Here is a 14,026-nt window from a genome sequence, read left to right on the forward strand (position 1 = left end):
ATTGTCATCCAGTTGTCATATGCTCATTCTACTCTTCTATAAGATATAAAAATTCTTTTCAGAGCGGAGCAACACTGTGATACAAGTCGAGCAAATGATTGCTAACAAATCACCTCAATTTTTCGACAAAAGCCCCCTTATTACACGCCCTACGTTAAGTGTCTTAAAACGCTTATTCCACGAAAGTGAAGTAAACCAATTTCTGGAAAGAAACGATGGCTGTGTCGGCTTCGAATTTATTGATCGTGTGTTAGATCATTTCAACTTTAGTTATCACGTAAGCCAAGTAGATCGCCGCAATATTCCTGCAAGCGGACGCACAATGATCATTGCCAATCACCCTCTTGGCGCCTTGGACGGATTGGCTCTGTTAAGATTGGTTGGCGAAATTCGCCCTGATGTCAAAATCGTCGCAAATGATTTACTCATGGGGTTTGATGGATTAAGAAACCTTGCTCTGCCTGTCGATAACATCGGCGGCAAAACAGGTCGTCAGCAACTCAAAGCCATTATGAGTTGTCTGCACAATGAAGAAGCCGTAATTATCTTCCCTGCTGGCGAAGTGTCGCGTATTTCTCCAAGTGGCGTAAAAGACCAGAAATGGAACCAGAACTACCTAAAGCTGGCACAAAAAACCAACAGCCCGTTATTGCCTGTTCATATTGGTGGCCGTAACTCTATGTTGTTTTACACCAGTTCAATTGTCTACCGCCCTCTTTCTACAATCCAACTTGCTAATGAAATGTTCCGTCAAAAGAACCGAAGAATTCCTATGCAAGTCGGTCAAGCCATTCCGATTCAAGAATTGGCACAGCTGCCGCTTAGCGATAAAGAGAAGAACAAACTAGTTAAACGCCACCTGTATCGTATAGCAAAAGGCAAAAAGCCCTTGCTAAAAACCGAGAAAACCGTCGAGCACCCTCAAAATCGACAGTTAATCAAACACGAACTCAAGCAATCCGAACACCTTGGCAGCACCAAAGACAACAAACAAATCTATCTTTTTGATTACGACCCAATGTCTGTCACCATGAAAGAGATTGGCCGTTTGCGCGAAATTGCTTTCCGTAAAGTCGGTGAAGGCACAGGCGAACGCTCAGATTTGGATAAGTTCGACCAACATTACCGTCACTTAATCCTTTGGGATGAAGAAGAACTCGAAATCGTTGGCGCTTATCGCATTGGTGAAGTGGCTCGTTATATGAAAGAAGAGAAGCCAAATAAGATTTACAGTGCCGAGCTGTTCCAGTATTCCTGCGACATGGAACCTTACTTCGAACAAGGCATCGAGCTTGGTCGTAGCTTCATCCAGCCGAAATATTGGGGCAAACGCAGTTTAGATTATTTATGGTACGGCATTGGTGCTTATCTAAACAAACACCCTGAAATTCGTTACATGTTTGGCCCTGTTAGCTTGAGTAACAATTACCCTCAAGCAGCGAAGGATTTTATTGTTTCTTTTTACAGCTTATATTTTTCGGATAAAGAGCATTTAGCACGCTCATTTACGCCATACCAAGTCAACGCAGAGCATAAGGACATCATTTCAGAGCTTTTCTGTGGGAATAATTACGAAGAAGATTTCAAAGTTTTAAAAGAACAACTTGGCCACTTTGGCGCCAGTGTTCCTACTTTGTTTAAACAATACAGTGAGTTATGTGAGCCCGGCGGTGTACGCTTCTTAGACTTTGGCGTCGATGCTGACTTTGGCTACTGTGTAGACGGTTTGGTCTTAGTAGACTTAAATACGGTCAAAGAAGCGAAGCACAAACGTTATCGCGGACATAACTAAACTACCATTTCGAATTATGATGGTGTCCATGTGCATGGTGATCTTTTTGATGATCATGCTCTGGACGGACAAAGAATGCCAAATAGACTATTTTCGCCACTAGCATCACGCTTAACACAATTAGCACTATCATTTGTAAACTCATATGACACTCCTCTTTTTATTTTTGTTGTTCATTAATTGTAGATAACGCACAACAAAAGAATGTGTTTTTACGTCATTTCAGGTGCTAAATTACACCTATAAATGTGTCTTTTTGTTTAATTTTTAACCAGTCAAAAAGTAAAAATAGGCCTATTAGCGACACCTAAAAAAGCAAAATTGCCATTTCAGCGCCCTATTCCAAAGGATTCCTTTCCTTTAGCTGCCTTTCATTAATAAAGCGTGTAGAATATTTTTATTGAATAGGCGTTTAATAAAAAGAGGTTTACTAGCATGGCACATCAGCAGCAATACATTCATGGTCGCTATCATGCATCTACCAGCGGCGAACATTTTGAAACCATTAATCCAGCCACTGGCGAAGTGATTACCACCGTTGAACATGCAGGCCAAGCTGAGTTAGATGCTGCTGTGGAATCTGCTAAGAAAGGCCAGCAAGTTTGGGCTGCGATGACGCCTGTTGAGCGCGGTCGTATTCTTAAAAAAGCCGCCGAATTACTTCGTGAAAACAACGAAGAGCTTGCTCGTCTAGAAGTTTTGGACACAGGTAAGCCTTTACAGGAAGCTATTTGTGTAGACATCGAAACGGGTGCTGATGTTATTGAATATTACGCTGGCCTGACTGATAAAATCCAAGGTGAATATCAAGATCTTGGGAATGGTAACTTCTTCTATACACGCCGTGAGCCATTAGGCATTTGTGCTGGTATCGGTGCATGGAACTACCCAATTCAAATCGCTATGTGGAAATCTGGTCCTGCATTGGCTGCTGGCAACGCGATGATTTTCAAACCTTCTGAAGAAACACCATTAACCGCTCTTAAACTGGCTGAAATTTACACACAAGCAGGGTTGCCTGATGGTGTTTTCAATGTCATTCAAGGTGATGGCCGCACAGGTCAAATGATCACTGCGCACCCAGAAATCGACAAAGTGTCTTTCACTGGAGAAGTAGGCACAGGCAAAAAAGTCATGGCCGCTTCCGCTCAAACATTAAAAGACGTGACGATGGAATTAGGTGGTAAATCGCCTATGATTATTTTCCCTGACATGCCTGTTGATCAAGCGGTTTCGGCGGCGATGTTGGCAAACTTCTATACACAAGGCGAAGTTTGCACTAACGGCACGCGAGTCTTTGTTCATGCTGACATGATGGACGCTTTCACTAAAGAGTTAAAAACACGCACCGAAGCTATGATCATTGGCGATCCAATGGATATGAACACTCAGGTTGGCGCGTTGATCTCAAAAGATCATATGGGCAAGGTGCTGGGTTATATTGAAGCCGCGAAAAACGCAGGTGCCACTTTGCTATGTGGTGGTTATCAAGTAACAGAAAATGGTTTAGATAAAGGTGCGTTTGTTGCGCCGACTGTTTTCACTGATTGCACAGATGACATGCCACAAGTGCAAGATGAGATTTTTGGCCCTGTGATGTCGGTGTTGAGCTTCACTGATGAAGACGAAGTAATCAAACGCGCCAATGATACTAAATTAGGTTTGGCTGCTGGTGTTTTCACCAAAGACTTTGCTCGTGCACATCGTGTCATTAATCAAATGCAAGCGGGTATTTGTTGGATCAATGCATGGGGCGCATCGCCTGCTGAAATGCCTGTAGGTGGTTACAAAGAGTCTGGTATTGGCCGTGAAAATGGTATTGATACCTTATATCACTACACACAGAACAAGAGCGTGTTTGTTGATCTTAACGATATTGAAAGCGCTTACTAAGTAAGGCTCGCATCAAAAGGAATAAGTTATGACAAACGAAACATACGATTACGTCATCGTTGGCGCTGGCTCCGCAGGTTGTGTTCTCGCTGACCGATTAACAGAAAGTGGCGAGCATAACGTTTTGTTACTTGAAATGGGCGGCACAGACAAAAGCATTTTCATTCAAATGCCAACCGCATTGTCTTACCCAATGAACACAGAAAAATACGCTTGGCAGTTCCATACTGACAAGGAACCTGGGTTAGATGGACGAGAAATGCATTGTCCACGAGGCAAAGTATTAGGCGGCTCTTCTTCTATCAATGGCATGGTATATGTTCGCGGCCACGCGTGCGATTTTGATCAATGGGAAGAAAACGGCGCGAAAGGCTGGAACTACCAATCTTGCTTACCTTACTTTAAAAAAGCAGAATCTTGGAAAGGCGGTGCCGATACGTATCGTGGTGGTGACGGTCCATTGTCGACCAATAACGGTAACGACATGACTTACAATCCACTTTATCAAGCCTTCATTGATGCGGGTAATGAGGCAGGGTATGGCGAAACGGCGGATTACAATGGTCATCGCCAAGAAGGTTTTGGCCCGATGCACATGACGGTTAAAAATGGTGTTCGGGCTTCTACGTCGAATGCTTATTTACGCCGTGCAATGACCCGTTCAAATCTAACATTGAAAACTGGTGTTTTGAGTCATAAGGTCATTTTTGATGGCAAAAAAGCCATTGGTATTGAATTCAGTAAAAACGGCCAAATTCAGCAAGTGAATGCCAGTAAAGAGGTTATTCTTTCTGCGGGATCAGTCGGTTCTCCTCAGTTACTGCAATTATCTGGTGTGGGGCCAAAAGACGTATTAGAAAAAGCCGGCGTACCTGTGATTCACGAACTACCAGGCGTCGGCGAAAACTTACAAGACCATTTGGAAATCTACTTTCAATATAAGTGTAAATCGCCTGTCACACTAAACGGTAAGTTAGACTTGATAAGCAAAGGCTTAATCGGGACGCGTTGGATTTTATTAAAATCAGGCTTAGGCGCAACAAACCATTTTGAATCGTGCGGTTTTATTCGTTCTCGTGCAGGTTTGAAGTGGCCAAATATTCAATATCACTTCTTGCCAGCGGCGATGCGTTACGACGGTCAGGCCGCCTTTGAAGGTCATGGCTTCCAAGTGCATGTTGGCCCAAATAAACCAGAAAGTCGTGGTAAATTATGGATAGAATCAGCTGATCCTGCTGCAAAACCTCGCATTTTGTTCAACTACATTTCTACCGAACAAGACAAGCAAGATTGGCGCGATACGATTCGCTTGACTCGTGAAGTGCTTCAGCAATCCGCTTTAGACGCTTACCGAGGCGATGAAATCCAGCCTGGCATGAATATTCAAAGTGATGAAGAAATCGATCAGTGGGTGAAAGAAAACGTAGAAAGTGCGTATCATCCATCTTGTACCTGTAAGATGGGCGACGATAACGACCCAATGGCGGTATTGGATGAAAATTGCCAAGTACGAGGCCTTGAAGGTTTACGTGTCGTAGATTCTTCTATTTTCCCAACAATCACAAACGGTAATTTGAACGCACCAACCATTATGGTTGCTGAAAAAGCCGCAGATATGATTTTAGGAAAAGAAGCGTTACCAAGCTTAGACGCCCCTGTTTGGATTCATCCTGAGTACGAAACTAAGCAACGCTAATAAGCCAATTAGTGAGCTTCATTAAAAAAGCCTCAAGATGTTATTCATCTTGAGGCTTTTTGCTTTCAGAGAAGTATTAATAATCCTCATCGTCAAAAGGGCTTTCGACCACCTTGTACTGTTTGCGTTTCACGTCAAACCGATACCAAACCCCTTTACTGGTGAAATAGTCTTTGTCTTTGCGTCGAATAATTCTGTATTCTTCAGGAATATCATCTACCCAAATACTCGATGTTGGCGTAACAACCACGTAGCCGCGGGATGTGTCTCGATAAAAAACACCATCGGAATAATAAGTGCGGTCATCTACCACGACATGGCGATGGGGCAGGGTCGTCAAAACTGAGCCAATGGCAATGCTAGCTCCCAGAGCGAATAACCCAAAAGGCACGCCGTGTCCTCTAGGCCCAACAGCGCAACCTGACAAACTTAAACAACAAACCGCTACGAGAATCGAACGGGCAGCCATAAACCTTCGCCTTAGCCTGACTTAACGATGTTGTGGTGGCTCTGGCATCTCGCCTTCTGATAACGAGCCACTGCCGTCTGCGTCGAAACGATCGAAATCGTCTAATAGTGGACCTCTCAATTCGTCTTTCGTCAGAAGGTTGTCACTGTTTTTATCTAACTCTTGAAAAGAAGGTGGCTCGCCTGGAGGCGGCTGATTCGCGGCCATACTATGAACAGAAAAAAGCGCAAAAGTGGCAACCGTCATAACGGGAATGAGTAAATTAGAGAATATCGATTTCATATATACTTCCTTCGGTTTTATACTAAACACAACTCAATAATGGAACGAAGAAAGTATATTTTGAAATTTTGTATTCAGTATGGAGAAAGCGCTAATTAGGCGTCAAACTTATAACCAACGCCATATACAGAGCGAATGCAATCAGACGATGGATCAACATCAGTCAACTTTTTTCGTAGGTTTTTGATGTGACTATCAATCGCTCTATCCGTAACCACGCGATGATCTGTATAAATATGATCCATCAACTGATCTCGGCTAAAAATCTTACCTTTGTTTTTAAACAGAAAAGATAAAATCCTGAATTCAGCAGGCGTCAGCGACAAAGCCTTTTGGTGAAAAATAGCCGACATGGAAAGCTCATTAATCACTAAATCCCCTTGTTCTTCCTGAGCTGGCATATCATTACGGCGCAAGATGTTTTTTGCTCTGACAACCACTTCACGAGTACTGTAAGGCTTACAGATGTAATCTTCAACACCAAGTTCAAGACCAATCAATCGATCAATTTCTTCTACTTTTGCCGTTGCCATAATTACAGGAACTCGGCTAAACGTTCGAATATCACGGTAAATATCTAAGCCACCTCGGTTTGGCAGCATCAAATCTAAGATGATTAGATCTGGTGAGTTGTGCTTCACAAAATCCACCACAACTGCGCCATCGTCTAAACTTTTCGCCTCAAAACCAGCGTGTTCAAAATATTCGCAAAGAATGGCTGATAACGTCGGCTCATCTTCGACGACTAGGATAAATTTCTTTTTCTCATTCATGCTTCACTCACTTTCTCTACTCTGATTTCAATTGCTAACCCGCCTAATGCAGAAACTTTTGCTGAAATATGACCGCCATGCATCATGACGATGTTATGACAAATAGATAAGCCTAAACCTGAGCCACCATGTTGTCGGCTACGGGATTTATCGACTCGATACAAACGCTTAAACAGGTTAGGCAAATGCTCTTCTCCGACACCTGGTGAAGAGTCTTCTACACGAATTAAAACCTGCTTAAGCTCTTCAATAATAGAAACCAAAATACGCCCCGGAGCATCTGTGTAGCGCAAACTGTTTTCTAACAGGTTAACAAAAAGCTGTTCTAAAGTTTTCTCGTCGCCTTTTATTAATGCAACTTGATCTGGTTTATCTAATGCTATCTGCAAGTTTTTTTCGTCTACTCTTGGCTCAAACTGGCTGACTATCCTTTGAACCAAAGGCCCGATGTTAATCTTGCTAACTTCTATCTGATACACGCCAGAATCTGTTTTCGATAATACATAAAGATCGTCCACTAAACGCCTTAACCCCATCACTTGATGGTGCATGGAGTCGATTCTTTGTGTGTCCACCTGACGAATACCGTCTTGGATGGCTTCCAACTCGCTACGAAGTACCGCGATGGGCGTCCGCAGCTCATGAGAAATATCCACCAACCATTGCTCCCGGCTTTCTTTTTGTTCTTTCAAACTGCCGATAAGAGACTGAAAGCTGTCCGATAATTCACCAAATTCGTCATTGCTTCGTTGCCCAAAAGAGAAATCGTAATTGCCTTCTAGTAATGCATTCGCGCCTTGCTTTAAGTTTTGCAAAGGCGCAAGAAAATGACGAACCAAAAGCAAAGCAACCAATAAAGACACAAAGCCCGCTAAACCAATAATCCAAAATAAGTTAGTTTGTTGCTGCTCATAAAACTGAGTAACAAGTTCACCTGACAGCAAGCTTCTCTGCTCTAAGACCAACCAGCCAACGGTTTTCGAGTCTACAATTATCGGCACGTCTAAACGCTCAGTTGAATGCTTACCTTGTGCCTTTAATGGAACACCCGTTACCCAGTAGCGTTGAGCATCTTCCAAATGAATGCGATGACTCAAAGGGCTTAGATTTTTTTCCATGGCATTGCCCCTACCAGAGGCCACAGAATACTTTTCACCCGGCACGGGCATACCTTCACTATGAGGCACAAAGCCATTTGGCGGCTCAAAACCCTCTCTTTCTGGTCGTGGAAGGCCGTTATCTGACGGCAGAAAGTCTTCTCGATCTGGCATGCCTCTTTCTTGTCTGGGAGGCAAAGGGCTATTCATATTAGCAAAAAGATCCGCCCACATTTCAGGCCGCTCTCTGAGCATCTTCCAACCTTGTTCGCTGGAATAATATTGAGAAACACCTTCCGTTAACTCAACAACTTGGTTTTCTTCCTGTTTATTGAGGTAAGTTTGAAACCCTGATTTAAAACTATAACTCACCAAAAACGCCATTCCGGTTACCAATAAAACACTGGTAACAAACAGGGAAATAAACAGCTTGGTGACAATTGGAATACGCACAGAAACAGTTTTCTCCCTTATTTTAGACAATATGAAGTTCATCATACTCTTTAAAATAGAGAGCAAATATGTAGATTCAATAAGAAAAATAGAAAGGAAAAAGAAAATTGCTAAAAATCAATACAGAATCAAGAAGGCATGCCTTGCAGCACCCTTCTCAATTCTATATCTAACAGGCGTTTGGCTTATTTCATCTCAAAAACAGCAAAGCCATTTTCATCTAAAGACTGATACGACATCTTGCCGCTTGCCATGTCTCTTGCTTTCGGAGACGTCACAAATTGTACTTTCGCTTTGCCGAAGTCCGTAAACGACCAGTTGTTATCTGCCGCTGGATTGACAGTTTTCTGGCTTAACAAATAATTCGCAACAACATCTCGGTTTTTATCTGGCGCATCAATCACAATGGAATCGCCTGATAAGTTAGGGAAATGGCCGCCTCCAGTGGCACGGTAATTATTCGTCGCTATCAAAAAATCATCTGTCATACTCAAAGCTTTGTCATTGAACATGACACTCTTAATACGATGAGAATTAGGATTCACCAATTTACCATCACCGTCGTAACGTGCTGGCTGAGTCACATCAATACGATATGAAATGCCATCAATGACATCAAAGTTATAAGTCGGGAAAGTCGTATTTACCAGATTCTGAGGCGCACTTGAAGCAGCATCAATTTGATTAAACTGACCAGCTGCAAGCTCTAACCACTCAACAACCTGTTCACCTGTTAATTTTACGACTTTCAAATCGTTTGGATAAATGTACAAATCGCTCACGTTTTTCAGAGCAATATCACCCTTCGGCACATCGGTATAATAATCAGGCCCACCTCGGCCGCCCGCTTTAAAGGGAGCTGCAGCCGATAAAATCGGTAAGCCTTCATAAGATGTCCCACGTACAATGTTCTTCACATACCAAATTTGAGCGTTATTCACGATCTGAATCGATGGGTCGTCTTGAACAAGAGCAAAGAAGCTATTGATATCTGCGGTAGACTCACCCACTTTACGACGCATATACGCCAAAGTACCTTGGTGCTCGGTTTCAACAGCATCATTAATATTTGCATCAGCGTCTACTAAGGCAATGGTTTTACGTCCTTCTCTGCGTGATATAGCGCGCACAAAAGCTTTACCATCTGCCACTTTCCAGCCGTCACTAGAAGGTTCTAACACCAGATCAATCACACCAAGGTGAGAACCCCAAAAGCCAGGCATAGTGGCAGGTTTACCAAACACTGTACCTTTTTCACCATCTACACCATCAAATGCGTCTAATGCTTTATCACCTGGAAAAATACGATGAGAGTGGCCGAACAGAATGGCGTCAATGCCATCTATTTTGGCTAAATGATAAGATGCATTTTCTTCACCTTTCATATACGGCGAATTCATCATGCCACTGTGAGGAATAGCAATCACAACATCTGCGCCTTTGGCTTTCATTTCTGGAACGTATTTATTCGCGGTTTCAATGATATCTTTTGCGATCACTCGGCTGGTTAAGTTGTCTTTATCCCAGGTCATGATTTGCGGTGGCACAAAACCAATGTAACCAATTTTCACCGTTTGCGTTCTACCATCAGAATCAACGAAGGTTTTGTCTTTAATGATGTAAGGCTGAAAGTATGGTTGATCATTAGAAGGGTCGTTATCACCATCATCAACATAGACGTTTGCGTTCACATAAGGGAAATTCGCTCCGCTCAAACTCTTCATCAAGAAGTCTAAACCGTAGTTAAATTCATGGTTACCTATATTACCCACATCATAATTAAGCAAGTTCATCGCTTTAAAAGCCGGATGCGTTTCACCGAAGCGCAGCACCCGTCCTTTTGCCACATAATCGCCCAGAGGTGTACCTTGTAATAAATCACCATTATCAACCAGAACGGAGTTTGTCACTTCAGCACGAGCCGCTTTGATCAGAGTCGCTACACGGGACAAACCAACCCCATCACTTTGCTTATCACCGTAGTAATCATAATCCACCAGATTCATATGAATATCAGTGGTCTCCATGACTCGTAGGTCAATAGTGGCAGCTTGGGCAAGCGATGTAACAAGAAGCGAAGAAGCTAAAACAGACGCCTTCCTAGGAAAAAACAATGTCATGACATTACTCCATAAAGCAAAATAGTTTTTGATGACAGATGCTAACCAAAAAGTCAGCTTTCATAGTAAGACGATTTTACGCAAACTTCATGCCTTTTTTGTGACAAGCCAAATATGAGAAAAAGGTTACTTAGGCTCAACGTTTAAACCAGCGCCAAACAAATAGCACTCTCACTAAAGCCGCTGCAACATAAGTCATTGCACAAGCAATTAAAATTTTCTTCACTTTGGGTAAGTCTTCTTGAGGAATGTAGTTTCCTTCAGCCAAGATAGGTAAGGCTTTATTGAAGCTGGCATCCCATTCTTCTGGCAAGATTACCAACTGAACCACGACAGCTAAAAGACCTGATAAACCAACAACAAGCGCATGCAAAGCAACCGCATAAGGCAAGTGCAATATGACAGAAATCAGTGGCCAACCGATGAGCAGGCCAGCCGTAGTACGTCGAGCAAAATACGCAAAGGGCAAATATCTTGAACTTAAGTGCGAGATTTTCTGCTTTTTCTCATGAGCAATAGCGTGACCTATTTCATGAGTCGCCACAGCAACCGCCGTTAAAGATCGACCACTAAAGACACTCGGACTAAGACGAACCACATGCTGGCCAAAGTCAAAATGATCACGACCTTCCTGTGTTGTCTCAACTTTGACGTCATCCAGCTCAAAGCGTTTTACAAAATGCTGCGCCAGTTCGCCACCGGTTCCAGGTAGATCCGCACGATCTGTTGCATAGCGCTTCAAAGTAAATTTTACCCACGCACTTGGTCCAACCAGTAACAAAAGCGCGATGATAATACCAATAACCCACAACATAAGTTTTGCCTTAACCTGTTTTGAATCAATAAAAGATGACGGTTAACTTTGACCCTTTTCCGTTGCATCACATACACTGTATTAAACATACCAGTATAAGAGCGAGATATGAGAAACCCTTTAGTTGGGCCGATTTTGGCGATTTTGAAAAAAAGCCCAAACGGAATTAGCGAGTTTGACATTCTAAAAGCACTAAAGGATCTCTTACCTGCTTTTAGCCAACTTGCTGATGATAGCAACCTGCAGTTGTTCCGACAGCACTTTCTCATTATGAACGCCTTATACCAACTGCAAACCAGTTTATGGCAAGAAGAAAACCTTGTTCTTGATATTACCGCCACACGCATCACTTTGCTCAACGCTTCCCAAGTAAACCTTTCTGGCAGCACTAATCTCAGTGACAGTGTCGATGCCAAACTAGCGGCTTATTACCTCGATTGGGATGAATACGAAAAAACAGATGCGGATGGCGTGTCTCGCCTACTCAATAGTTTTTTCAAAGGCATTAGCTTGGCCGGAAGTGATAGGGATTCGGCTTTGAAAACCCTAGAGATCGACACAGAAAATCCAACGAAAGCAGACATTAAACAACAGTATCGAAAACTTGCGCAGCAACATCACCCAGATCGAGGTGGTGATCAAGATCGTTTTATCGACTTACGTCAGGCTTATGAATACCTCATGTATTAAAATGTAAAACATGCCCTCTGTATATTGCTTTCCCTTTGATAAATACCCAATATGAACCTGATGCTTTCTTCGCTGTCAGATTAGCTACTCTGTTTGATTTTATACATTTTTTCGATTCGCATCGTCGACTTATTTTCATTTTTTATAATAACGAGCTTTTATGAATGTCACCTCTGTACTACAAATATTTCGCTCTAAACAATCATCTTCCCACTCAAAAAACACACACTACCAGAATCTATTTCGTCCATTTTACATCGTCTTTTTTAGTACCTTTTTAATCAGTTGCAGTGTTTCTGAAATTGATAAATCCAATGACTTCGAAAACAATGGACGCGACATCACAGGACTAAAGCGAGGCACTTTGTATTTACAAGAAAGTCTTCCGCCGGGGCTGCCTTACCCAGATGCTGAGTTCCGATATGGTCTACAACAGCAAATCACTTACCTAAACAGGATTTCTGACAAACAATATGTTCTTGATAACACACAAACTTCAACAGAAGAACTAAGGACTGTTGCCAATGAACTCCAAGATTGGTTAGACAATCCAACAAAACAACCAAAGTTAGCCGCACACCAATTAGCCGGACAAGATGACCGAGGCAATGTTCAAATCACTGGTTATTACGTGCCTATTTTGCCCGTTCGCCATTTACCCGATGAAGAATTTCGTTATCCTTTATATCGAAAGCCAACCCAAAGAGACGAAAATGGCAATTTCCCTTCACGGGAAGAAATCGATTTTGAAAGTGCATTAGCAGGGCAAGGTTTAGAAATTGCCTACACATCAGATCTTGTCGATAATTTCTTTTTGCATGTGCAAGGCTCAGGTGTGGTTGAGTACGAAGATGGAGAGCAGAAGCTCCTTTCTTGGGGCGGTGTAAATGGCCACCCCTATCGCAGTATTGGTAAGGAATTAATAGAGCAAGGAGAAATAGATCGAGCCGACATTTCCGCTCAAAGTATCCGCCAGTGGCTAGCAGGCAACCCAGACCGTATGAGAGACATTCTTTCGTTTAACCCAAGCTATTTATTTTTCAGTGAAGGCCCTCGAAACCCAGTCGGCGCGGCAAATGTGCCACTCACTCCATTGTATTCTGCCGCGGTTGACCCAAGTGTGATTCCACTGGGGTCTATCTTATTAGCCCAAGTTCCTAAACTGGATTCCTATGGAAACCTAATTGGCCATGAATTCCGCCTATTATTGGCTCAAGATAAAGGCGGTGCGATTAAAGGTGCGGGACATATCGATTGGTATCAAGGCATTGGAGAAGAAGCGCATTTCCATGCAGGGCAGCTTAAACACTTCGGCAAGGTTTGGTTATTATTACCGCAAAACTCCTCCACCGCACGCTAATATTAGAAACAGAAATGCCAAGCTTGTATCACCCAAGCTTGGCATTTTTAGAGGCATTAAATCTACCGAATTATGTACTAGAGGTCGCTCAACTTAAAGGATACAGGCAAATTAATACGTAACTCACTTTCCGGCATGCCTTCTTCAAACCTAGGTAAAGGCGTAGACTTTTTGATCATATCCAAAACCGCTTTATCCAAGCGTTTATATCCTGAGCTTTTTAATATTTTTACATCAGAAACTGAACCATCGGCGTGCGCCATGAAAGATAAGGTAACGACACCTTCTTCATTACGTCGTCTAGAGGCTCTTGGATAACGCTTGTTATTTGCCAAGATAGATTTCAGTTTAGAGAAATAGCTGGCTTTCGCCCCTGGATTGCCTCCCGTTGTTACAGTATTTCCGGTACCTGTGGTAACTTTTTGGTTCGCAGCAGAAGGTGGAGCAACAGGTTGTGGAGCTGCTTTTGCTACTGGCTTCTCGACTTTTTTAGGCTCTGGCTCTGGCTCTGGCTCTGGCTCTGGCTCTGGCTCTGGCTCTGGCTCTGGCTCTGGCTCTGGCTCTGGCTCTGGCTCTGGCTCTGGCTC

13 protein-coding genes are annotated in these 14,026 nt (G+C 42.9%); 5 read left to right on the forward strand and 8 right to left on the reverse strand.

The genetic code is table 11. The features are described from left to right. Positions 1-76 precede the first annotated feature (76 nt). Positions 77-1,792, forward strand: coding sequence for a lysophospholipid acyltransferase family protein (locus tag ABFY09_RS10245; RefSeq protein ID WP_347984222.1), 1,716 nt, complete (start codon positions 77-79; stop codon positions 1,790-1,792). A gap of 1 nt (position 1,793) precedes the next feature. On the opposite strand, the gene ABFY09_RS10250 is transcribed toward ABFY09_RS10245, so the two are convergent. Next, positions 1,794-1,937 (reverse strand): hypothetical protein, encoded by a 144-nt coding sequence (locus ABFY09_RS10250; RefSeq protein ID WP_347984223.1) that lies wholly within the window; start codon positions 1,935-1,937, stop codon positions 1,794-1,796. 290 nt (positions 1,938-2,227) lie between these two features. Here ABFY09_RS10250 and betB point away from each other — a divergent pair, with 290 nt between their 5' ends. Together betB and betA are read left to right on the forward strand one after the other, a co-directional pair. After that, on the forward strand, positions 2,228-3,685 hold the full coding sequence (gene betB / locus ABFY09_RS10255; RefSeq protein WP_347984224.1) for a betaine-aldehyde dehydrogenase: 1,458 nt from the start codon (positions 2,228-2,230) through the stop codon (positions 3,683-3,685). A gap of 28 nt (positions 3,686-3,713) precedes the next feature. Next, the gene (gene betA / locus ABFY09_RS10260) at positions 3,714-5,381 is read left to right on the forward strand and encodes a choline dehydrogenase (protein WP_347984225.1); all 1,668 of its coding nucleotides are present in this window, start codon (positions 3,714-3,716) and stop codon (positions 5,379-5,381) included. Between the two features lie 76 nt (positions 5,382-5,457). On the opposite strand, the gene ABFY09_RS10265 is transcribed toward betA, so the two are convergent. The 6 genes from ABFY09_RS10265 to ABFY09_RS10290 form a co-directional block, all read right to left on the reverse strand. Beyond that, positions 5,458-5,850 carry a DUF6515 family protein gene (locus tag ABFY09_RS10265; RefSeq protein WP_347984226.1) on the reverse strand — a complete coding sequence of 131 codons (393 nt, stop codon included), beginning with the start codon at positions 5,848-5,850 and terminating at the stop codon, positions 5,458-5,460. A gap of 21 nt (positions 5,851-5,871) precedes the next feature. Next, positions 5,872-6,132, reverse strand: coding sequence for a hypothetical protein (locus tag ABFY09_RS10270; protein WP_347984227.1), 261 nt, complete (start codon positions 6,130-6,132; stop codon positions 5,872-5,874). A 95-nt stretch (positions 6,133-6,227) separates the two neighbouring features. Beyond that, a complete protein-coding gene (locus ABFY09_RS10275; protein ID WP_347984228.1) occupies positions 6,228-6,905 on the reverse strand; it encodes a response regulator in 678 nt (225 codons plus the stop codon). Beyond that, positions 6,902-8,455, reverse strand: coding sequence for an ATP-binding protein (locus ABFY09_RS10280; protein ID WP_347984229.1), 1,554 nt, complete (start codon positions 8,453-8,455; stop codon positions 6,902-6,904). The genes ABFY09_RS10275 and ABFY09_RS10280 overlap by 4 nt, the downstream gene beginning before the upstream one ends. A gap of 185 nt (positions 8,456-8,640) precedes the next feature. Continuing rightward, positions 8,641-10,575: a bifunctional 2',3'-cyclic-nucleotide 2'-phosphodiesterase/3'-nucleotidase gene (locus ABFY09_RS10285; RefSeq protein ID WP_347984230.1), complete on the reverse strand. Its 1,935-nt coding sequence runs from the start codon at positions 10,573-10,575 to the stop codon at positions 8,641-8,643. Positions 10,576-10,711: 136 nt separating this feature from the next. Continuing rightward, positions 10,712-11,389 (reverse strand): zinc metallopeptidase, encoded by a 678-nt coding sequence (locus tag ABFY09_RS10290; RefSeq protein ID WP_347984231.1) that lies wholly within the window; start codon positions 11,387-11,389, stop codon positions 10,712-10,714. Positions 11,390-11,497: 108 nt separating this feature from the next. Between ABFY09_RS10290 and ABFY09_RS10295 the strand changes: the two genes are divergently transcribed. Together ABFY09_RS10295 and mltA are read left to right on the forward strand one after the other, a co-directional pair. Beyond that, entirely contained in the window at positions 11,498-12,079 is a 582-nt protein-coding gene (locus ABFY09_RS10295; RefSeq protein WP_347984232.1) for a DNA-J related domain-containing protein, read from the forward strand. Between the two features lie 160 nt (positions 12,080-12,239). Then, the gene (gene mltA / locus ABFY09_RS10300; protein ID WP_347984233.1) at positions 12,240-13,439 is read left to right on the forward strand and encodes a murein transglycosylase A; all 1,200 of its coding nucleotides are present in this window, start codon (positions 12,240-12,242) and stop codon (positions 13,437-13,439) included. Positions 13,440-13,516: 77 nt separating this feature from the next. Here mltA and ABFY09_RS10305 read toward each other — a convergent pair. Beyond that, positions 13,517-14,026 (reverse strand): energy transducer TonB (locus ABFY09_RS10305; protein WP_347984234.1); only part of this gene is annotated, 510 nt, incomplete at its 5' end.

Source organism: Marinomonas sp. 5E14-1 (genome assembly GCF_039939215.1).
Lineage (GTDB): Bacteria > Pseudomonadota > Gammaproteobacteria > Pseudomonadales > Marinomonadaceae > Marinomonas.

Excerpts from the sequence above, each read along its gene's own strand:
- betB (WP_347984224.1), top strand. The coding sequence starts at position 2,228 with ATGGCACATCAGCAGCAATACATTCATGGTCGCTATCATGCATCTACC.
- ABFY09_RS10275 (WP_347984228.1), bottom strand. The coding sequence starts at position 6,905 with ATGAATGAGAAAAAGAAATTTATCCTAGTCGTCGAAGATGAGCCGACG.
- ABFY09_RS10270 (WP_347984227.1), bottom strand. The coding sequence starts at position 6,132 with ATGAAATCGATATTCTCTAATTTACTCATTCCCGTTATGACGGTTGCC.
- mltA (WP_347984233.1), top strand. The coding sequence starts at position 12,240 with ATGAATGTCACCTCTGTACTACAAATATTTCGCTCTAAACAATCATCT.
- ABFY09_RS10265 (WP_347984226.1), bottom strand. The coding sequence starts at position 5,850 with ATGGCTGCCCGTTCGATTCTCGTAGCGGTTTGTTGTTTAAGTTTGTCA.
- ABFY09_RS10295 (WP_347984232.1), top strand. The coding sequence starts at position 11,498 with ATGAGAAACCCTTTAGTTGGGCCGATTTTGGCGATTTTGAAAAAAAGC.
- ABFY09_RS10250 (WP_347984223.1), bottom strand. The coding sequence starts at position 1,937 with ATGAGTTTACAAATGATAGTGCTAATTGTGTTAAGCGTGATGCTAGTG.
- ABFY09_RS10285 (WP_347984230.1), bottom strand. The coding sequence starts at position 10,575 with ATGACATTGTTTTTTCCTAGGAAGGCGTCTGTTTTAGCTTCTTCGCTT.
- ABFY09_RS10290 (WP_347984231.1), bottom strand. The coding sequence starts at position 11,389 with ATGTTGTGGGTTATTGGTATTATCATCGCGCTTTTGTTACTGGTTGGA.
- betA (WP_347984225.1), top strand. The coding sequence starts at position 3,714 with ATGACAAACGAAACATACGATTACGTCATCGTTGGCGCTGGCTCCGCA.